The sequence below is a fragment of the Pseudomonas protegens genome (assembly GCF_003363755.1).
In the GTDB taxonomy this organism is placed as follows: Bacteria; Pseudomonadota; Gammaproteobacteria; order Pseudomonadales; family Pseudomonadaceae; genus Aquipseudomonas; species Aquipseudomonas danubii.
Map to the genome: position 1 here is coordinate 5436082 of NZ_CP031396.1, position 18826 is coordinate 5454907.

18 protein-coding genes and 1 pseudogene are annotated in these 18826 nt (G+C 61.2%); 11 read left to right on the forward strand and 8 right to left on the reverse strand.

The genetic code is table 11. The features are described 5' to 3' along the window. The first annotated feature begins 96 nt into the window (after positions 1–96). Together DWF74_RS24610 and DWF74_RS24615 are read left to right on the forward strand one after the other, a co-directional pair. Entirely contained in the window at positions 97–834 is a 738-nt protein-coding gene (locus DWF74_RS24610; RefSeq protein ID WP_102863966.1) for a DUF599 domain-containing protein, read from the forward strand. Between the two features lie 51 nt (positions 835–885). Continuing rightward, on the forward strand, positions 886–1368 hold the full coding sequence (locus DWF74_RS24615; RefSeq protein WP_240321960.1) for a hypothetical protein: 483 nt from the start codon (positions 886–888) through the stop codon (positions 1366–1368). A gap of 115 nt (positions 1369–1483) precedes the next feature. On the opposite strand, the gene DWF74_RS24620 is transcribed toward DWF74_RS24615, so the two are convergent. Next, positions 1484–1735 (reverse strand): hypothetical protein, encoded by a 252-nt coding sequence (locus tag DWF74_RS24620; protein ID WP_016968094.1) that lies wholly within the window; start codon positions 1733–1735, stop codon positions 1484–1486. A 158-nt stretch (positions 1736–1893) separates the two neighbouring features. Between DWF74_RS24620 and DWF74_RS24625 the strand changes: the two genes are divergently transcribed. The 4 genes from DWF74_RS24625 to DWF74_RS24640 all read left to right on the forward strand — a co-directional run bounded on the left by DWF74_RS24625 (position 1894) and on the right by DWF74_RS24640 (position 5614). Then, on the forward strand, positions 1894–2370 hold the full coding sequence (locus DWF74_RS24625) for a PaaI family thioesterase (RefSeq protein WP_102863964.1): 477 nt from the start codon (positions 1894–1896) through the stop codon (positions 2368–2370). After that, positions 2367–2819 carry a PaaI family thioesterase gene (locus DWF74_RS24630; RefSeq protein ID WP_115581881.1) on the forward strand — a complete coding sequence of 151 codons (453 nt, stop codon included), beginning with the start codon at positions 2367–2369 and terminating at the stop codon, positions 2817–2819. Before DWF74_RS24625 ends, DWF74_RS24630 begins: the two co-directional genes overlap by 4 nt. Positions 2820–2909: 90 nt before the next feature. Beyond that, positions 2910–4814 carry a molecular chaperone HtpG gene (gene htpG / locus DWF74_RS24635; protein ID WP_102864108.1) on the forward strand — a complete coding sequence of 635 codons (1905 nt, stop codon included), beginning with the start codon at positions 2910–2912 and terminating at the stop codon, positions 4812–4814. Between the two features lie 71 nt (positions 4815–4885). After that, positions 4886–5614, forward strand: coding sequence for a dienelactone hydrolase family protein (locus DWF74_RS24640; protein ID WP_115581882.1), 729 nt, complete (start codon positions 4886–4888; stop codon positions 5612–5614). Positions 5615–5714: 100 nt separating this feature from the next. Here the strand turns inward: DWF74_RS24640 and DWF74_RS24645 are convergent, their stop codons facing one another. Beyond that, positions 5715–6587 (reverse strand): pirin family protein, encoded by an 873-nt coding sequence (locus tag DWF74_RS24645; protein ID WP_102878894.1) that lies wholly within the window; start codon positions 6585–6587, stop codon positions 5715–5717. 62 nt (positions 6588–6649) lie between these two features. Further along, entirely contained in the window at positions 6650–7066 is a 417-nt protein-coding gene (locus DWF74_RS24650; protein ID WP_102863960.1) for an OsmC family protein, read from the reverse strand. 193 nt (positions 7067–7259) lie between these two features. On the opposite strand from DWF74_RS24650, the gene DWF74_RS24655 reads away from it, so the two are divergent. From DWF74_RS24655 to DWF74_RS31090, 4 genes and pseudogenes are all read left to right on the forward strand, one after another. Continuing rightward, positions 7260–8237 (forward strand): amidohydrolase family protein, encoded by a 978-nt coding sequence (locus tag DWF74_RS24655; RefSeq protein WP_115581883.1) that lies wholly within the window; start codon positions 7260–7262, stop codon positions 8235–8237. Positions 8238–8309: 72 nt separating this feature from the next. After that, positions 8310–8774, forward strand: a complete 465-nt coding sequence (locus DWF74_RS24660) for a DUF3859 domain-containing protein (RefSeq protein ID WP_102863958.1) — start codon at positions 8310–8312, stop codon at positions 8772–8774. A gap of 139 nt (positions 8775–8913) precedes the next feature. Beyond that, positions 8914–9684 (forward strand): annotated as a pseudogene (locus tag DWF74_RS31085) (MCP four helix bundle domain-containing protein); the annotation flags it as partial. Beyond that, positions 9676–10539, forward strand: a complete 864-nt coding sequence (locus tag DWF74_RS31090) for a methyl-accepting chemotaxis protein (RefSeq protein ID WP_375538615.1) — start codon at positions 9676–9678, stop codon at positions 10537–10539. The pseudogene DWF74_RS31085 and the gene DWF74_RS31090, both read left to right, overlap by 9 nt. A gap of 120 nt (positions 10540–10659) precedes the next feature. Here DWF74_RS31090 and fabB read toward each other — a convergent pair whose 3' ends face one another. From fabB to DWF74_RS24690, 5 genes are all read right to left on the reverse strand, one after another. Then, positions 10660–11880, reverse strand: a complete 1221-nt coding sequence (gene fabB / locus DWF74_RS24670) for a beta-ketoacyl-ACP synthase I (protein WP_115581884.1) — start codon at positions 11878–11880, stop codon at positions 10660–10662. Positions 11881–11891: 11 nt separating this feature from the next. After that, positions 11892–12407: a 3-hydroxyacyl-[acyl-carrier-protein] dehydratase FabA gene (fabA, locus tag DWF74_RS24675; protein ID WP_011060067.1), complete on the reverse strand. Its 516-nt coding sequence runs from the start codon at positions 12405–12407 to the stop codon at positions 11892–11894. Positions 12408–12653: 246 nt separating this feature from the next. After that, positions 12654–14555 (reverse strand): ATP-binding protein, encoded by a 1902-nt coding sequence (locus DWF74_RS24680; protein WP_102863956.1) that lies wholly within the window; start codon positions 14553–14555, stop codon positions 12654–12656. After that, positions 14552–15481, reverse strand: a complete 930-nt coding sequence (locus DWF74_RS24685; protein ID WP_102863955.1) for an ABC transporter substrate-binding protein — start codon at positions 15479–15481, stop codon at positions 14552–14554. The genes DWF74_RS24680 and DWF74_RS24685 overlap by 4 nt, the downstream gene beginning before the upstream one ends. Position 15482: 1 nt before the next feature. Then, on the reverse strand, positions 15483–17603 hold the full coding sequence (locus DWF74_RS24690) for a TonB-dependent receptor plug domain-containing protein (RefSeq protein WP_115581885.1): 2121 nt from the start codon (positions 17601–17603) through the stop codon (positions 15483–15485). Between the two features lie 195 nt (positions 17604–17798). Here DWF74_RS24690 and DWF74_RS24695 point away from each other — a divergent pair, with 195 nt between their 5' ends. Beyond that, positions 17799–18824: an NAD(P)H-dependent glycerol-3-phosphate dehydrogenase gene (locus tag DWF74_RS24695; protein ID WP_102878901.1), complete on the forward strand. Its 1026-nt coding sequence runs from the start codon at positions 17799–17801 to the stop codon at positions 18822–18824. Positions 18825–18826: the final 2 nt, after the last annotated feature.

Here is an 18826-nt window from a genome sequence, read left to right on the forward strand (position 1 = left end):
CGGGGCATTTTTTATGGGGCTTGTGCGGTGTCTTTTTCCTCGGCGTGGCGTCGAAGCAGTGTCCTTGTCTTTTGCCAACGCCTTACAGGAATTTGCATGTCGTTTGTCCAAGCCAACCTGATTCATCTACTGGCCGCTCTGTGGTTCGTCGTCTGCTGGGGCGGCTATACCCGCTATGCCACCTGGAAGGGCCGGGACACGGCATGCCTGGCCAGTGTCCTGCACCTGTACCGCGAGGACTGGATGCGTCGCATGCTGCTGCGGGACAACCGTATCGCCGACGCCAGTGTGATCGGCAACCTGGAGCGCAACGCTTCGTTCTTCGCTTCCAGTACCCTGATCATCCTGGCAGGCATCCTCACAGTGCTCGGTGCATCGGAGCGCGCGGTGTCGCTGCTGGCGGACATTCCGCTGGTGCAGCAGGCGTCCCAGGGCATGTCGGAGATCAAGTTGCTGTGCCTGGCGCTGGTGTTCGTATATGCCTTTTTCACCTTCAGCTGGTGCATGCGCCAGTACAACTTTGCGGCGGTGCTGGTGGGGTCGGCGCCGATGATCGGCGAGCGACATGTCTCCGAACAGGAGCGCAAGGCGTTTGCTTTGCGGGCAGCCCGGGTGATTTCCATGGCGGCCAACCAGTTCAACTTCGGGCTGCGTTCCTACTATTTCGGCATGACCATGCTGGCCTGGTTCGTCAGCCCCTGGTTGTTCATGCTGATGAGTGCAGGCGTGGTGTTCGTCCTGTACCGGCGGGAGTTTCATTCCGACGTACTTGACGTCATGGTCTATACCCCGACTGAACAGCCTTTGGCCGATAGCTCCAAAGACGCAGTCTGAGCGGGGAGGGCTGATCGATTGATCTGTTGCCCGGTTAAAAGGAGTTGGCCAATGAGTAAGCTGCGTGCCCTGATGTGCCTGTGCCTGTGCCTGTGCCTTTCATTCATTTTGTTGTCCGGTTGCCGGGTGCAAACCCTGTATCTGAATGGCGACGCCCGTGGCCAGGTGGTGGATGCATTGAGCGGCATGCCGATCGCCGGGGCCAGGGGCACCTTGTGTGGGGCGCAGTTCCTGACTGGCGAGGACGGACGCTTCCAGGTCGAGCAGGCAACCGACTGGGAGCTGGTGATGGTGCTGGCCGGCCGCGCGCCCCAGGACACCCCGCACCCTTGCTACATGAGTATCACCGCGGTCGATTACCAGACTCGCCAGTGGTTGGCACCCTTTACCGCCCACTACGACTTTCCCATCAGGCTATTGCCCGTATCCAGTTCCTTGCGCTATGGGTTGGAGACTTCAGCCAGTGGAGTGTCTGGACACCCGTTGCAGGCAGAGCCGCTCCAGAATGAGTTGTTCCTGGAATCAGGGTATTGAGCGTCAGTGCTTAGTTATCTATTCGACAACTAAATACCGTTGTATTGAGCTGTTGTTTTGCAGACAAGAAAAAGCCCGCACTTGGCGGGCTTTTTGGTGTTGCGCTAAAACCGACTTAGTTGGTTTTAGGTGCTGCTTCCTTGGCGCTTTCTTCAGCAGCGGCCTTGTTGGATTCAGCCTGATCTTTGGCGGCTTCGGCGTTTTCTTTCGCTGCCTCGTTCACTTTATCCTGAGCTTCGTTCATTTTTTGTTGAGCTTGCTCAGCATGTTGGTTGGCATCTTGAGCTTTGTCCTCGGATTTTTTGTCGCAGGCAGCCAGACCGAGGGAAGCGGTCAGCATCAGGGCAATAGCTAAAGTCTTACGCATGGGGTGTTTCTCCTTAGTGAAGATATCTACTGGCCTTTCGATCATGGCCTTGTGATTTAAGTTCCTTGAGGCTCACAGATATATTAAGTATTCGTTTCACGGAACTTTTGTCTGCTTCATTCAATGCACATTCCTGACAATAACAAGAGGCATAAGCCATGGTGCAGAACCCAATTTTCGAGCGTGCGACGCGCTTTCTTTCCGCTCTGCGCCACTGTCAGGTGCTGGATATCAGGGTACACAGCGCCTCGGTGGAAGGCATGACTCTGACCTTGCCCTACAGCCCGCAGATTGTCGGTGACCCGCAAACCGGGATCATTCATGGCGGCGCCTTGACCACGCTGATGGACAGCGCCTGCGGCATGGCCACGCTTTGTGTGCTGCCGGAGTTCGAAGTGTGTCCGACCCTGGACCTGCGCATAGACTATATGCATCCGGCGATGCCTCATCACGACGTGCACGGCTTTGCCCAGTGTTACCGGGTCACCACTGACGTGATCTTCACCCGTGGCTTTGCCTATCAGGACGATCCCGAACGCCCCGTGGCCCACGTGGTCGGTACCTTCATGCGCATGGGCAAGGGGCTCAAGGGCAGTCGTGGGTTCGCCGGCTCCATCAAGGGAGAGCGGGCATGAGCGTGGGTCTTGCAGGGTTGTTGGAGCAGGCTCGTCAGCAGGGCGATTACGCTGCGTTGCTGGAGCAGATTCCCTACGCCAGATTGATCGGCATCGAGTGCACGCCGCTGGGGGATGAGCTGCTGTTTCGCCTGCCGGCCAATAAGGACAATATCGGCAATCCTCTGCTGCCGGCCCTGCACGGTGGGGTGATCGCCGGTTTCATGGAGCTGGCGGCAGCCTTGCATTTGCTGATTCTCACCGGCTCGCCCGGCGTGCCGAAGATCATCGATTTTTCCCTCGACTACCTGCGTGCCGGACAGTTTCGTGACACCTTCGCTCGCTGCCAGGTGTGGCGGCAGGGGAGGAGAGTGGCCAACGTCGCCATCACGGCCTGGCAGAGCACCGCCGACGAGCCAATTGCTACCGCCCGGGCACATTTCAAGATTGAAGAGAGTCTCGCCCCTTGAAATCCAGTCAGCTACCCCCACTTCCATGTCATCCCGCCGCTCTCCGCTTCCGGAGCGCGACCACAGCCATCTGATTGGAGTTTGATGACCATGAGTGTGGAAACTCAAAAGGAAACCCTGGGCTTCCAGACCGAGGTGAAGCAACTGCTGCACCTCATGATCCATTCGTTGTATTCCAACAAGGAAATCTTCCTTCGCGAATTGATCTCGAACGCCTCTGACGCCGTCGACAAATTGCGTTTCGAAGCCCTGTCCAAGCCCGAGTTGCTGGAAGGTGGCGCCGAACTGAAAATCCGTGTGAGCTTCGACAAGGACGCGAAAACCGTCACCCTCGAAGACAACGGTATCGGCATGAGCCGTGAAGATGTCATCACTCACCTGGGGACCATCGCCAAGTCCGGCACTGCTGATTTCATGAAGAACCTCACCGGCGACCAGAAGAAGGACTCGCACCTGATCGGTCAGTTCGGCGTGGGTTTCTACTCCGCGTTCATCGTTGCCGACCAGGTTGAAGTGTTCAGCCGTCGTGCCGGCCTGCCGGCCAGCGAAGGCGTGCACTGGTCGTCCAAGGGCGAAGGCGAGTTCGAAGTGGCGACCCTCGACAAGGCCGAGCGCGGTACCCGCATCGTCCTGCACCTCAAATCCGGTGAAGACGAGTTCGCCGATGGCTGGCGCCTGCGCAACATCATCAAGAAGTACTCCGACCACATCGCGCTGCCGATCGAGTTGCCCAAAGAAGCCGCTGCCGCCGAAGGCGAAGAGAAACCGGCGTTGGAGTGGGAAACCGTCAACCGCGCCAGTGCCCTGTGGACCCGTCCGCGTACCGAGATCAAGGACGAGGAATACCAGGAGTTCTACAAGCACATCGCCCATGACTTCGAGAACCCGCTGAGCTGGAGCCACAACAAGGTCGAAGGCAAGCTGGAGTACAGCTCGCTGCTCTACGTGCCGGCCCGTGCACCGTTCGATCTGTACCAGCGTGAAGCGCCGAAGGGCCTCAAGCTGTACGTACAGCGCGTGTTCGTCATGGATCAGGCTGAGTCCTTCCTGCCGCTGTACCTGCGCTTCATCAAGGGCGTGGTGGATTCCAACGACCTGTCGCTGAACGTCTCGCGGGAAATCCTGCAGAAAGACCCGATCATCGACTCGATGAAATCGGCACTGACCAAGCGCGTCCTCGACATGCTGGAAAAACTGGCGAAGAACGAGCCAGAGCAATACAAGGGCTTCTGGAAGAACTTTGGCCAGGTGATGAAGGAAGGCCCGGCCGAAGACTTCGCCAACAAGGAAAAGATCGCCGGCCTGCTGCGCTTCGCGTCCACTCAGGGCGACGACGGCGAGCAGAACGTGTCCCTGGCCGACTACCTGGCTCGCGCCAAGGAAGGTCAGGACAAGATCTACTTCCTCACCGGCGAATCCTACGCTCAGGTGAAGAACAGCCCGCATCTGGAAGTCTTCCGCAAGAAAGGCATCGAAGTGCTGCTGCTCACCGACCGTATCGACGAGTGGCTGATGAGCTACCTCAACGAATTCGACGGCAAGAGCTTTGTCGATGTGGCGCGTGGTGACCTGGACCTGGGCAACCTGGACTCGGAAGAGGACAAGAAGGCTGCCGAGGAAGTCGCCAAGACCAAGGAAGGCCTGGTGGAGCGGATCAAGACCGCCCTGGGCGAGAGCGTCAGCGAAGTTCGGGTTTCCCACCGCCTGACCGACTCCCCGGCGATCCTGGCCATCGGCGAGCAGGACCTGGGGCTGCAAATGCGCCAGATCCTTGAAGCCAGCGGGCAGAAGGTTCCGGATTCCAAGCCGATCTTCGAGTTCAACCCGACTCACCCGCTGATCGAGAAACTCGACGGTGAGCAGAGCGAAGAGCGCTTTGGCGACCTGTCGCACATCCTCTTCGATCAGGCGGCCCTGGCGGCCGGTGACAGCTTGAAAGACCCGGCGGCCTATGTGCGCCGACTGAACAAGCTGCTGGTTGAACTGTCGGTTTAACCACGTTGCAAGAAAAACCCGCTTCGGCGGGTTTTTTCATTCTGGTGTTCCTCTACTGGAGAAGCTGAGTCATGAGTCAAATCACAGTGCGTTCCGTGGTCTATCAGATCGATGGCCAGCCCTATGAAGGTCGACTGGCCTTCGATGCCGCCCATCAAGGCGCGCGCCCGGGGTTGCTGATGGCGCCGAACTGGATGGGCGTCAGCGCCGGCGCGGAGAAGATCGCCGAGGCGGTGGCGGCCAAGGGCTACGTGGTACTGATCGCTGATCTGTATGGCCAGTCGCTGCGTCCCAGCGATGCCAGTGAGGCCGGGGCCGCGATGATGCCGCTCAAGGATGACCGGGCGTTGTTGCGCAAGCGCATGCAGGCGGCCTTTGCGGCCTTGCAGAGTCAGGGCGAAGCAGCGGTGGACACTTCCAGGCTGGCCACCTTCGGTTTCTGCTTTGGTGGCTGCTGCGCCCTGGAGCTGGCCCGCAGTGGCGCGCCAGTGAAGGCGGCGGTGTCGTTTCACGGCACCCTGGACACCCCCAACCCTAGCGACGCGAACAATATCAAGGGTTCGGTACTGGTACTGCACGGTGCGGCGGACCCGTTAGTGGCCAAGGAGCAACTGCCGGCCTTCGAGGCGGAAATGGATGCGGCGGGTGTGGACTGGCAACTGGTCAGCTATGGCGGTGCGGTGCATTCCTTCACCGATACCCACGCCAATGTACCGGGCAAGATGATGTACGACGCCAAGACCTCGGCGCGGGCCTTCGCCACCATGCATTACCTGCTGGACGAAGTTTTCCGCGGCTGACCTGTCGCCCCTGATTCCGGAGCTGGCTTGCCAGCGAAGGCGTCAGTGAGAGCAACGCCAGACTCACGGGCCTGTTCGCCGGCAAGCCGGCTCCTAGCGATCAGTGGCGGGCGGGTGGCAATTCGATGCGCTCGCTTTCTCCTGGCACCTGTGGCCAATCCCCGGCCGCCCAGCGTTGGCGCGCCTCCTCGATACGCGCCGGATCGCTGGCCACGAAGTTCCAATTGATCCGGCGCGGACCGTCCAGGGGCGCGCCGCCGATCAGCACTGCGTGACAATCGCTTTCGGCGAACAGCGTGGCGTTCTCCCCCTCCGGCAATACCACTAGCGCGTGCACGGGCAAAGGCTCGCCGTCCAGTTGTGCCGCGCCGTCCAGTACATACAGCGCGCGCTGCGGGTGCTCGGTGGGAATCAGCAGGCTGGTGGCGGTCTGCAGTCGCAGTTCGGCGTACAGGGTGGGGGAGAGTACCGGCACCGGCGATTCCAGGCAGAAGCCGCTGCCGGCGATCATGCGGATGCTCACCCCCAGGTTGTCGCTCACCGGCAGGCTGCTGGCCGGGTGATGGCTGTAATGCCCCGGGCCTTGCTCCTGCTCTTGGGGCGAGGCCAGCCAGACCTGCAGGCCGTGCATGGCGAACCCCTGGGCCAGCAAGGGGGCTGGCGTGCGTTCGACATGGGCGATGGCGCTGCCGGCGGTCATCCAGCTGACGTCTCCGGCCTCCACGATCTGGTCGGAGCCCAGGCTGTCCTTGTGCTGGATCTGCCCGGCGAACAGGTAGGTCAGGGTGGACAGGCCGATATGCGGATGTTGGCGGATATTCATGCCCTTGCCCGGCGGGTAGCGGGTTTCCAGCATATGGTCGAAGAACACGAAAGGCCCGACACTGCGGCACTGGGCCGAAGGCAGGGGGCGCAGGATGGGCTGGCCTTCAACGTCCTCGGCACGGGGACGGATCACGAGGGGTGAGTTCATGGCGGATTCCAGGCTGATCGGGTTATGCCCGGGAGCATAACCCGCGTGTGCCAGCCTTGCCGCTATTGGCTGAAGGCGCCTTCGGACAGGTGAGTCTCGATGCTGACTTCGCTGGTGGTCATCAGCTTGTGGATCGGGCAACGGTCGGCCACCCGGTGCAACTCCTCACGCTGGGCGTCGGTGAGCACGCCCTTGAGGGTCAGCTTTACATGCAGGGCGTATTTGCCTTGCGGCTCCTGGCTGTTGTCGTGCTTGAGCTCCACCGTGACCCCGGTCAGCGGGATGTTCTTCTTCTGCGCATAGAGCTTCAGGGTCAGGGCCTTGCAGGCCCCCAGGGCGGCATCGAAGTAGTCATGGGGCTCGGGGGCGGTGCCTTCGCCACCGGCGTACTGGGGCAGGTCGGTGAACAACTGGTGGTCATCCACCTGGATGCTGTGGCGGAAACCTTCGCTGGACTCGGTATTGACGGTAATGGTCATGGCAAACCTCAGGCAGTGATGAATATCGGATCAGGCTGTAAAGGTGCTGAAGTTATAGAGCATGGGGGGCCACAGGCGTTCCCCTTTTTTCTGAACCTGCTGCTGGGGTGCAGGGTCTACCCGGCTGCAACCCTTTGGAGAAGCTGCGGTGTACTGGAATCATTTATACGGAACCTGCCTCGCAGCGTTGCTGATGCTGCTGCCCGGCGTGGCGGCCCAGGCACGGGATTACCGCTACAGCGATGCTCACTTGCATTACGTGGACTTCTTCCAGGAATCCGCGGGCATGGATGCGTTGCTCGAGGCCATGGCTGACAACCGTATTGAACAGGTGATGATTTCCGGAATTCCGGTGGCCAAGAAATGGCACGAGGATGAACCCAAGCGTCCACGCTATTACGCCGGTGATGATGCTGATGCCTACTGGTACAGCGCCACCGACGTGCTGGTGGCGGCTGCGGTTAAGCAACTGCCCCCTGAGCAGCGTCAGCGTTTTCATCCCTTCCTGTCCGGTTTCAATCCCAATGACAAGAACTCCGCGGCGCATATCCAGCGCATGCTCGACCTTGATCCTGGGCTGTGGCAGGGCATCGGTGAGGTCTTCACCCGCCATGACGACCTCACGGCCTTGACTGCCGGAGACACGCCACGGGCCAACAACGAGGCGATGACCAAGGTCTATCACCTGGCGGCGGAGAACGACCTGCCGGTCATGCTGCATTCCAACATCACCTCCAAGCGCGAACGCAACCCGCTGTACCTGGCAGAAATCGAAGCGCCGCTGCGCAATTACCCCCATACGCGCTTTATCTGGGCCCACGCTGGCACCAGCGCCGAGATCCATCGTCACCAGACCCGCCTGGAATTCTTGCTGCCGACCCTGACGCGGCTGCTGGAGAGCTACCCCAATCTGTACATCGACCTGTCCTGGAGCCTGCTCACGCCCTATCTGCTGGATGAGCAGGGCAACCCCAGCCAGGCCTGGCTGCAGTTGGTGGAGCGCTTCCCGGAGCGCTTCATGCTCGGTTCGGATGTGGTCGGGCGCTTCAACAAGCTGGGGCGCGAGCTGCACAGCTTCGATGTCTTCCTCGATGCCTTGCCGGAGGAGGTGGCGCGCAAGGTGGCCCATGACAATTTCCTCGCCATCCTTCCCGCCAAAAGTCGCCCCTAGCAGGCCCCAGTCTGTCATCAGCCTGTCACGCCTGCTTCATAAGCTCGCGCCATCTCAATCAAGGAGCGCGATATGCACCTCACTCGTTTAAGCGCATTGGCGGCGCTGATGATCTTCACTGGCCTGGCCAGTGCCGAAGTCCGTGTTGAAGGACCGGTGGAATACGGCGTGTTCGAAGGGCCCAAGGCCGAGCTGCAATCGGGGGAGCGGGTGCTGCGCCGCAGCAACGAGAAGATCCAGCAAACCTCGGTGGTGCCCGCCAAGCTGGGGACCAAGTTCGGTATGCGTTACCAGTTGCTGGGCAAGGTGGCCGAGGATCAGCCCCTGACTCTGCTCTACCTGACTCCGGGCATCCGTACCCCGGACGGGGCGCGCCACGACAAGTTCGAGATCACCCAGAAACTGGTACCTAATGCACCTCAGGATGTGATGGCCTACGAATTCACGGAGAACCATGAAGTGGTGCCCGGCGAATGGCACTTCATGGTCTTTCAGGGCGACCGTTTGTTGGCAGAACAGCGATTTTCTGTGCGCTGAATCGTTTTACGCCCAAGTATTGGAGTGCTAGGGCGTTTTGATATCACGTTTTTGTCTTACGCAATTTTCCAACGGCCCGATACCGTCTAAGAGCACCCTGCTGCAAGTTCTTGCAGCGCTCTAGGAAGGAGCCAGAGGAATGAGCCTTAGAAGTCTCAATATCGCGCCGCGCGCAGGCCTGGGTTTCGGCTTGCTGGCGCTGATGGTGTTTGCCCTCGGGGCATTCGCCCTGATGCAGATGGCCAATATGCGCCAGCAGTCCGATGAAGTGGAAAGCAATTGGCTGCCCAGCGTCATGTTCGTCGGTGACATGAGTCAGGACCTGCTGCGCATCCGTGCCCTGACCCTGCGTCTGCTGATCAATCGCGACCCGCAAGCGCTTGTCCAGAACGAAAAGAAGATCAACGACATCAAGACTGGCCTGGGGGTTGCCCAGGGGCGCTATGAGTCATTGATCGTGCTGCCCCAGGAACGGGTCCTGTTCGATCGTTTCAAGGCCATTGAGAAGCAGTACCTGCAGCGCCAGGCCCAGGTCATGGCCTTTTCCAGCCAGAACCAGCTGGAAGAGGCGATCAAGGTGGTCAATGGCGAAATGAATCAATTGGCCGATGAAATGGCGGCGACCCTGCATGAACTGGTCGAGTTGAACAAGCAGAGCGCGACCCAGGCCACGGACCTGGCCCAGGCCGTGTTCAGCAAGTCGCGGGTCTGGGTGGTGGGCATGATCGCGGTGGCGGCGCTGGTGACCATTGGCCTGGCATTGTTGCTGACCCGCAGCATCGTCCTGCCCCTGGCCCAGTCCCTGAGTGTCGCCGAGGTGGTGGCCGGCGGCGACCTGACGGGTGACATCACGGTGGTTGGCAAGGATGAGCCGGCGCGTCTGTTGCAGGCGCTCAAGGCCATGCAGCACAGCCTGCGGGAAACCATCCGGCGCATTTCCGACTCTTCCAGCCAGTTGGCCTCCGCCTCGGAAGAGCTCAGTTGCGTGACCGAGGATGCGACCCGGGGCCTGCATCAGCAGAGCCTGGAAATCGAGCAGGCGGCCACTGCGGTGAATCAGATGACCGCCGCGGTGGAGGAGGTGGCCAGCAATGCCGTGGCCACCTCCGAAGCCTCTCGGGAGTCGGACCGGATCGCCCAGCATGGGCGTGAGCAGGTGCATCAGACGGTGCTCTCCATCGAGTTGCTGGCCGAGGATGTGACGACCAATGCCAGCCAGGTGGAAGAGCTGGCACAGAAGGTCTATGGCATCAGCAAGGTGCTGGATGTGATTCGCTCCATCGCCGAACAGACCAACCTGCTGGCACTGAACGCGGCCATCGAGGCTGCGCGAGCCGGGGATGCCGGGCGCGGGTTTGCCGTGGTGGCGGATGAAGTGCGGGCCCTGGCCCATCGGACTCAGCAGTCGACCCAGGAAATCGAGCAGATGATTGGCGGGATCCAGCAAGGCACCGACCAGGCGGTCAGTTCCATGCAGCACAGCAACAGCCGGGCCCGCTCGACCCTGGAAGTGGCTAAGGCGGCAGGTCAGGCGCTGGAGGAAATCGCTTCGGCCTTCACCCTGATCAACGAGCGCAATATCGTGATTGCCAGTGCCTCGGAGCAGCAGGCCGCGGTGGCGCGGGAAGTGGATCGCAATCTGATGAACATCCGCGATCTGGCGTTGCAGACCTCGGCGGGGGCCAACCAGACCAGCGCCGCCAGCCAGGAGCTGTCGCGGCTGGCGGTGGATCTGAACACCATGGTGGCGCGCTTCTCGGTGTGAGGCGCTTTCGCTGGCAAGCAGGCTCGTGCAGGTTGCTTGGGCGTCGGCTTACCGGCGAACGCCAGGCGAAAAAAAGCCCCGAACCAGTCGGGGCTTTTTCATTCGGCGAAGCGGCGGGGCTTACTTGCCCTGCCAGCGTTTCAGCACCAGGGTAGCGTTGGTGCCACCGAAGCCGAAGCTGTTGCTCATCACGGTGTTGATGGTGGCGTCTTCGCGAGTCTTGGTCAGGATCGGCATGTCGGCCACTTCCGGGTCCAGCTCGTCGATGTTGGCCGAACCGGCCATGAAGTTGCCTTCCATCATCAGCATGCAGTAGATCGCTTCATGAACGCCGGCGGCGCCCAGGGAGTGACCCGACAGGCTCTTGGTGGAGCTGATGGCTGGAGCTTTGTCGCCGAACACTTCACGCACGCCCTTCATCTCGGCAACGTCGCCGACCGGAGTCGAGGTGCCGTGGGTGTTCAGGTAGTCGATCGGTGCGTCGACGGTGGACATGGCCATCTGCATGCAGCGGATTGCGCCTTCGCCGCTTGGAGCCACCATGTCGTAGCCATCGGAAGTGGCGCCGTAGCCGACGATTTCCGCGTAGATCTTCGCGTCACGGGCCAGAGCGTGTTCCAGCTCCTCGACCACCACCATGCCGCCACCGCCGGCGATGACGAAACCGTCACGCTTGGCGTCGTAGGCGCGGGAGGCTTTTTCCGGGGTTTCGTTGTACTGGGTGGACAGGGCGCCCATGGCGTCGAACAGGAACGACTGGGTCCAGTGCTCTTCTTCACCGCCACCGGCGAAGACGATGTCCTGCTTGCCCATCTGGATCTGTTCCATGGCGGTACCGATGCAGTGAGCACTGGTGGCGCAGGCAGAAGCGATGGAGTAGTTCAGGCCCTTGATCTTGAACGGCGTGGCCAGGCAGGCGGAAACGGTGCTGCTCATGGTCCGCGTTACACGGTACGGGCCAACGCGCTTGACGCCTTTCTCGCGCAGGATGTCCAGTGCTTCCATCTGGTTCAGGGTCGAAGCGCCGCCGGAGCCGGCGATCAGGCCGGTGCGGGGGTTGGACACTTGCTCTTCGCTCAGGCCGGAGTCGGCGATGGCGTCTTTCATGGCCAGGTAGGCGTAAGCCGCTGCGTGGCCGACGAAGCGATAGATCTTGCGATCGATCAGTTCTTCAAGATTCAGGTCAATGGAGCCGGAAACCTGGCTACGCAGACCCATTTCGGCATATTCCGGGTTGAAGCGGATGCCAGGGCGACTTGCACGCAGGTTAGCGGAGACGGTCTCTTTGTCATTGCCCAGGCACGAAACAATGCCCAGACCAGTGATAACGACGCGGCGCATGCGGATAACCCTTAGAAGTTGTCAGTTGAGGTAAACACGCCGACCCGGAGGCCTTCGGCGGTATAGATTTCGCGGCCGTCAACGCTGACCGAACCATCGGCGATGGCCATGTTCAGCTTGCCCTTGAGCACGCGCTTGATGTGAATGTTATAGGTGACTTTTTTCGCGGTCGGCAGTACCTGGCCGAAGAATTTCACTTCCCCCGAACCCAGGGCGCGGCCGCGGCCCGGCAGGCCTTGCCAGCCGAGGAAAAAACCGACCAGTTGCCACATGGCATCCAGGCCCAGGCAGCCCGGCATCACCGGATCGCCCTCGAAGTGGCAAGCGAAGAACCACAGGTCTGGAGTGATATCCAGCTCAGCGACCAATTCACCTTTACCGTACTTGCCACCCTCTTCGCTGATATGGGTGATGCGATCCACCATCAGCATGTTGGGGGCGGGCAGTTGCGCGTTACCTGGGCCGAACAGCTCACCGCGACTGCAGCGCAGCAGGTCTTCCCGAGTAAAGGCGTTTTGTTTGGTCATGCGAGCTCCTCAATAGTCCCGTGCGGCAGGGTTGGGCAATCTTCCCGGCCGATCGAAGCGTTCATGCCTCGAGCCGGCAGCCTACTCATAGACTATTGCGTTGTAGTGAAAGTCACAGCGCAAAGGGCATGAATGTACACTTGTGCACTGAAATTTTTTTTGAGGGCCTTTTCGGGGCCCGTCGGGTGCCTAAGACTGCCGCACTTTCGCCCGTCACGCCAGTCGCACCTGTTGGAAAATAGCCTGTTACTGCACCCAACGTTGGAGAATTTGCTGCAGATCAGCCCGCTTGAACGGCTTGGCCAGGTAGTCGTTCATGCCCGCCGCCAGGCAGGCTTCGCGGTCGCCCTGCAAGGCGTTGGCGGTCAGGGCGATGATCGGTAAATCAGCGCAGCCGGGCAGTTGGCGGATCTGCCGGGTGGCTTCGTAGCCGTCGACCAGTGGCAGTCGGCAATCCATCAGAATGGCCTCGAAAATCAGGCTTTCGGCGCTGCGTACCGCCTGGGCGCCATCGGTGACGATGCTGACGGTGAAGCCCAGGCTGCGCAACATGGCCTGGATCACGGTCTGGTTCACCGGGTTGTCCTCCACCAGCAGCACGTTGCGGCCTTCGCCCTGGTGAGCGGCCGTGTTCACTCGCGGCGCCAGCACGGGCAGGCTTTGCTGAAACAGCGCCAGGGGGATTTCCAGGGTGAACACCGAGCCCTGGCCTTCCTCGCTCTGGGCCCGCAGGGTGCCGCCCATGCGTTCAGCCAGGGTCCGGGCGATAGGCAGGCCCAGGCCCGTGCCGCCGTAGCGTCGGGAAATCGAGCTGTCGGCCTGCTGGAATGCATCGAACATCAGTTCCAGGCTGGCCGGGCTGATGCCGATCCCGCTGTCGCGCACTGAGCAGGTGAACCACAGGAGTTCGTGATCCAGGGTCTGCCACTGGGGCTCGATGGTGACGCTGCCTTGTTCGGTGAACTTCAGCGCGTTGCCGATCAGGTTGACCAGGATCTGGCGGATTCGCGTAGGGTCGCCCTTGACCTGCAGCGACTCCATGCCCGGCGGCAGCTGCAGTTGCAGGTCCAGGCCTCGTTGCAATGCGCTGTGCTGGAAGGCCTGGGCGCAGCTGCTGATCAACTCGGCGAGGTTGAACGGAATGTGTTCCAGCTCCAGGGCCGAGCGTTCGATGCGCGAGAAGTCGAGGATGTCATTGATCACCTTCAGCAGGTGCTCGGTGGACTCCGAGGCCAATGCCGCGTACTCGCTCTGCTCCTGGGTCATCTCGGTGGTTTCCAGCAATTGCAGCATCCCCAGTACGCCGTTCATCGGGGTACGCAGCTCATGGCTCATCATCGCCAGGAAGTCCGATTTGGCCTTGTTCGCCCGCTCGGCATCTTCCCGGGTCTGGATCAGTTGTGACATTGCCTGTTGCTGCTCACGGCTGGCCAGTTCCAGGCCGGCGGCGAGGTTGTTGATATGTCGCGCCAGATTGCCCAGCTCGCCGTCGTCGACAATCGGCAGCGGCGTCTTGAAGTCGCCCTCCTGAATCGCCTTCACCGCGTGGCCCATGGCGCTGATGGGTTGCGCCAGGCCGGCTGCCAGGCGTCGGGCCAGGAAGAAGGTGAAGAGCAGGGCGAACAGGGCGAGAATCCCGGCCTTGAGGAGGATTTCCTGTTGACGCTGGCTGAAGGCGTCATTGGACATGCCGACAATGACCCGCCCCAGGTAACCGTCGCCCTGGGGGCTCAGGCTGGCGGGATCATTCTGCAGAAAGTCGTTGTGCACCTGAATGCGCTGCAAGCGCACCGGCGCCTGGAAGACCTTGATCTGCTGGGCATGGTTGTGACTGGCGGACGGCTGCTCGACATACACCAGGATGTTGTTGGCACTGTCCTGGACTTCCAGAAAGTGCACATGAGGCGTGGCCAGAGTGGCTTGCAACAGGCTTTCCAGGCCCTCGTTGTTGCCGGAGATCACCCCGTACTCAGTGGCCGGGGCCAATTGGTTGGCGATCAGTTGGCCGGTATGGTTCAACTCCTGGCGCAGATCCTGGAGACGCACGAAGGTGAAAAAACTGATCAGCAGCAGAGTCAGGAGCAGGGCCGGGCCCAGGCTGATGAGCTGAGTGCGGGTCTGGATATCCCACCGGCGACGCAATGTCATGGGCGTTTCTCTCCTTCACTCAACTGGTGCGCGACGGCTTGCGGGTCGATTTCCTCGATGCCCAGGGAGCGTGCCACCTGTGGATTGCTCAGTACTTTGAAGGCTGCCGGGTACAGCTCCCTGGGCCAGTGGGCTGGTGCTTGATCCAGCAGGCTGTCCAGGGTCTGCAGCCAGTCCTGCTGGTCGCTGTAGGTGCTGGCCAGGCTGCCGGCCCTGACGAAGCCGGCATTGGGCCCGATCAGCGCCTGTTGCCGGGCGTAGCTGCTCAGCAGCAGGTTCTTCACGGTTTTCGGGTTGTACAGCTTGGGGTCGTCCAGGCCCAGCAGCACCTGGCTGTTGCGCAACAGGTTCTGCAGCGGGCGGCTGTCATTGGTGCTGTCCCAGGGTTCGGCGACGATTTCCATGTCCATGGATTGCGCTGCGTCGCGCAGTTCCCTGAGCAGGAACTGGCTGTCCTCGCTGTACAGCACGCCGATCCGGCGCACCTGGGGCAGCACCTTGTGGATCAGCCGCAGTTGGCGGCTCAAGGGTGGGTCGCTCCAGAGCAGGCTGAGTTTGGGGTGAGGCGCGCCTTGCAGGCGCTGCTGGGCCTGCAGGCGGCTGATCCGCAGGACCAGGGTGGCCGGCCCTTGCGGGTCTTGCAGGCGCCAGTCGAGGCTTTGCAGGTCCAGCAGGATCAGGCGCGTGGCTGCGGGCAGTTGGCTCGGTGCCGGCAGTTGTGCCAATGGCACGAAGCGCACCTGATCCTGAGGCCGCTGGGTGGCCAGTTCCTCGGTGAAGGTGTGCACGCTGTCGCTGCCTTCACTGGCGGTCAGCAACACGTCGGCTGCTCGCAGCGGAGTCGCCAGCAGCATGCCCAGGAGGATCAGGCAGATACCGAGACAGCGATGAATGCCCAGGGCCTTCCAGGGCCCGCGCTGGCCCATGCTAGAACTCCAGCTCGGCACTGAGGTAGGCCACGTGCCGTGAGTCGTAGAGGTTGTCGGCGAAGGTGGTGGGCTCATGGTCAAGCCGCTGTTGCAGCGTGCCTGCCAGTTCCAGGCTGGCCTTGCCCAGGGCCAGGCGCTTGGCGATGCGGGTGTCGATGCGCTGGAAGCGGTAGCCGTTGAGGGCGTTGTCACCATAGTAGAAGAGGGCGCTGGACCAGCCCTGGCCCCAATTGCGCAGCCAGCCGGCAGAACCGCTGTTGCTGGCGGTCAGGTGCTGGTCCAGGCGATTGCTGGCTTGCGCGTGGACATAGGCGTAGGTCAGGCGCAGGCGGTCGGCGCGGCTCAGTTGCCAGTCCAGCTGGCCCTCGGTGCCGGAGAAGCGCGCCGAGTTGTTGTTGCTGGCGATGTACTGGTTGTTGCGCAGCGGTTCGCTGATCATTCCGCTGATTTCGTCGTAGAACAGCTTGATGTCCAGATTCAGTGCCTGGTCGCTGAAATAGCCGTTGTAGCCCAGCTCCCGAGAGCGCATGTGCTCTTGGTCAAGATTGCCGGGGCCACGGGTCCTGACGAAGTACTGGGCGCTGTTCTGGCCATAGACCGGAGCGCTCAGGCCGGTGACCCGGTAGCTCCAGTTGACGTTGTTCTCGAACATGTCCGCAGAGCGGATGGCTTCCGAATACACCGCGCGCAGCCCGTGGCGCGGGTTGATCAGGTAGTTGACGGCGATCCGTGGCGTCAGCGAGTTGCCGGTCAGCTGGGTGTCTTCGTACATAGCCCCGCCCTGGATCAGCCAGTGTTCGCTGGCCCGCCACTCCAACTGGCCGAACAGGCGCCAGGTGGTGTCGTCGAGGGTGCCGTTGAAGTAGGTTTCGGAGTCGGCCCGGTCGTAACGATAGTTCATGCCGCTGACCAGCCGCAGGTTATCGCTGAGGCTCAGGGTGTCCTGCAACTCCAGGTCGTAGCGGGTCTCCCGGGCGCTCTGGTCGATATTGCCGCAGACGGGGTTTTGGCCACCATCATTCCATTGATCGATGATTTGGCTTGCCAATGCCCGTTCCGCCGCAGTTCCTGAGGGCGCACCGCTCAAGGTACTTGGCATATTCCTCGCCAGGCGCTCGGCGTAATAGGGATTGAGTTGCCAAAGACGCGTCAGTTCAGGGCTGAAGGAAACTGCGGCATCGCAGGCTCTCCATGTCTGCTGGCGGTCCCAGTGTTGGGCCGAGCCCTGTACATAAAGGCTGTGTTGTGGATTGATCTCCAGATTCCAGCGTAGAGATCCTGCGTAGTCCTTGGCGACAATGTCAGAGTTGTAGCCTTTCTCGGCATAGTCTTTGAAAACTGGTTTATAGGTATAAGGCCGCTGATTAGTCCCTTCCTTGGCGTTCAATTGCCAATCGATGCTCTGCTGTTCATTGAACATCTGGCTCACCGACAGACTGACACGATTCAAGCGCCTGCTGTCGCGGTAGTCCGAACCGTCGAGGCGGCTGTCGAAGCCATCGTCTTCCTGCCCCGACAACGACAGCCGCAGGTCGCCGCTTTCCCAGCCAGTGCCCTGGCTGGCGTACCAGTCGTTGATGCCGCGCTGGCCCCTGGTCACCTTGAAGCGCGTGCCGTGGCTGTTGGCGGGTGAGCGGGTAATGATGTTGACCACCGCCATCAGCGCGTTGGCGCCGTAGCTGACGGTGTTGGGGCCGCGAAACACTTCGATGCGCTCGATGTCTTCCATGGCTACCGGAATATCGCTCCAGTCCACCGTGGCCAGGCCCGCGCGATACACCGAGCGCCCATCGATCAGTACCTGCATGCGCCGGGCTTCGCTGGCGTTGGTGCCGTGGTAGTTGACCGTGGCCTGATTGCCGCTGATGGCGCCGACCATCATCCCTGGCACCAGGCGCAGCAGTTCGCTGATGTCCCGAGCGCCGCTGGCCTTGATCAGTTCATTGTCGAGCACCGTCATGCTGCCGGGCACTGCGGCAGGGGATTGCTTCAGGCGCGTGGCGGTGAGGACCTCGGGCAGGGCGCTGCCATCCATGAACAAATCGTCGGCCAGCGCTGGATAGCCGAACAACATGCCCAGCAGCAGTGACAGACGAAGAGGTGAGGGGCCAATGGACACGGCACAGCCTTGAATCTTGAAAGATGGCGCGCATGTTAACCGAGAAAGTCGAGTTTTCCAGTCGATAAGCCCGACATTCCCCGAATGAGTCCACCCGTTCCCGACAGATCGTCTGAATGGCCGCTGGGGCTGGTGGTGGGAAAACCGCCCCGTATAATGCCGCCATCGCCACTGCTATGGATAAACGGATTGCATATGACACAACAGCGCCCTATTGCGGTCCTGGGAGGCGGAAGTTTTGGTACCGCCGTGGCCAATCTGCTGGCCGAGAACGGTCACCCGGTGCGGCAGTGGATGCGAGACCCCGAACAGGCCGAGGCCATTCGGGTCAATCGCGAGAATCCGCGCTATCTCAAGGGCATCAAGATTCATCCGGCGGTGGAGCCGGTCACCGATCTGCTGGCCACCCTGAATGACAGTGACCTGTGCTTTGTCGCCTTGCCTTCCAGCGCCCTGCGCTCGGTACTGGCCCCCCACGCACAACTGTTGAGCGGCAAGATGCTGGTCAGCCTGACCAAGGGCATCGAGGCCCAGACCTTCAAGCTGATGAGCGAGATCCTCGAGGATATCGCCCCGCAAGCGCGGATCGGCGTGCTCTCTGGGCCTAATCTGGCCCGCGAAGTGGCCGAGCACGCCCTGACCGCCACCGTGGTCGCCAGCGAAGACGAAGAACTGTGCCAGCAGGTCCAGGCGGTGTTGCATGGCCGGACGTTCCGCGTCTATGCCAGTGCCGACCGTTTTGGCGTGGAGCTGGGCGGAGCGCTGAAGAACGTCTACGCGATCATCGCCGGCATGGCGGTGGCCCTGGGCATGGGGGAAAACACCAAGAGCATGCTGATTACTCGCGCGCTGGCGGAAATGACCCGCTTTGCCGTGAGCCAGGGTGCCAACCCCATGACCTTTCTCGGTCTGGCGGGTGTCGGTGACTTGATCGTCACCTGTTCCTCGCCCAAGAGCCGCAACTATCAGGTGGGCTTTGCCCTGGGCCAGGGCCTGAGCCTGGAAGAGGCGGTGACGCGTCTTGGCGAAGTGGCGGAGGGCGTCAATACCCTCAAGGTGCTCAAGGTCAAGGCTCAGGAGTTGGGGGTCTACATGCCGCTGGTAGCCGGGCTGCACGCGATCCTGTTCGAAGGGCGTACGCTGAATCAGGTGATCGAACTCTTGATGCGCGGCGAGCCGAAAACCGACGTCGATTTTATCTCCACCAGCGGATTCAACTGAGT

What these genes read in the sequence shown, in the direction of transcription:
- DWF74_RS24610 (WP_102863966.1), top strand. Translation starts at nt 97, where the DNA reads ATGTCGTTTGTCCAAGCCAACCTGATTCATCTACTGGCCGCTCTGTGG.
- DWF74_RS24615 (WP_240321960.1), top strand. Translation starts at nt 886, where the DNA reads ATGAGTAAGCTGCGTGCCCTGATGTGCCTGTGCCTGTGCCTGTGCCTT.
- DWF74_RS24620 (WP_016968094.1), bottom strand. Translation starts at nt 1,735, where the DNA reads ATGCGTAAGACTTTAGCTATTGCCCTGATGCTGACCGCTTCCCTCGGT.
- DWF74_RS24625 (WP_102863964.1), top strand. Translation starts at nt 1,894, where the DNA reads ATGGTGCAGAACCCAATTTTCGAGCGTGCGACGCGCTTTCTTTCCGCT.
- DWF74_RS24630 (WP_115581881.1), top strand. Translation starts at nt 2,367, where the DNA reads ATGAGCGTGGGTCTTGCAGGGTTGTTGGAGCAGGCTCGTCAGCAGGGC.
- htpG (WP_102864108.1), top strand. Translation starts at nt 2,910, where the DNA reads ATGAGTGTGGAAACTCAAAAGGAAACCCTGGGCTTCCAGACCGAGGTG.
- DWF74_RS24640 (WP_115581882.1), top strand. Translation starts at nt 4,886, where the DNA reads ATGAGTCAAATCACAGTGCGTTCCGTGGTCTATCAGATCGATGGCCAG.
- DWF74_RS24645 (WP_102878894.1), bottom strand. Translation starts at nt 6,587, where the DNA reads ATGAACTCACCCCTCGTGATCCGTCCCCGTGCCGAGGACGTTGAAGGC.
- DWF74_RS24650 (WP_102863960.1), bottom strand. Translation starts at nt 7,066, where the DNA reads ATGACCATTACCGTCAATACCGAGTCCAGCGAAGGTTTCCGCCACAGC.
- DWF74_RS24655 (WP_115581883.1), top strand. Translation starts at nt 7,260, where the DNA reads ATGCTGCTGCCCGGCGTGGCGGCCCAGGCACGGGATTACCGCTACAGC.
- DWF74_RS24660 (WP_102863958.1), top strand. Translation starts at nt 8,310, where the DNA reads ATGCACCTCACTCGTTTAAGCGCATTGGCGGCGCTGATGATCTTCACT.
- DWF74_RS31090 (WP_375538615.1), top strand. Translation starts at nt 9,676, where the DNA reads ATGCAGCACAGCCTGCGGGAAACCATCCGGCGCATTTCCGACTCTTCC.
- fabB (WP_115581884.1), bottom strand. Translation starts at nt 11,880, where the DNA reads ATGCGCCGCGTCGTTATCACTGGTCTGGGCATTGTTTCGTGCCTGGGC.
- fabA (WP_011060067.1), bottom strand. Translation starts at nt 12,407, where the DNA reads ATGACCAAACAAAACGCCTTTACTCGGGAAGACCTGCTGCGCTGCAGT.
- DWF74_RS24680 (WP_102863956.1), bottom strand. Translation starts at nt 14,555, where the DNA reads ATGACATTGCGTCGCCGGTGGGATATCCAGACCCGCACTCAGCTCATC.
- DWF74_RS24685 (WP_102863955.1), bottom strand. Translation starts at nt 15,481, where the DNA reads ATGGGCCAGCGCGGGCCCTGGAAGGCCCTGGGCATTCATCGCTGTCTC.
- DWF74_RS24695 (WP_102878901.1), top strand. Translation starts at nt 17,799, where the DNA reads ATGACACAACAGCGCCCTATTGCGGTCCTGGGAGGCGGAAGTTTTGGT.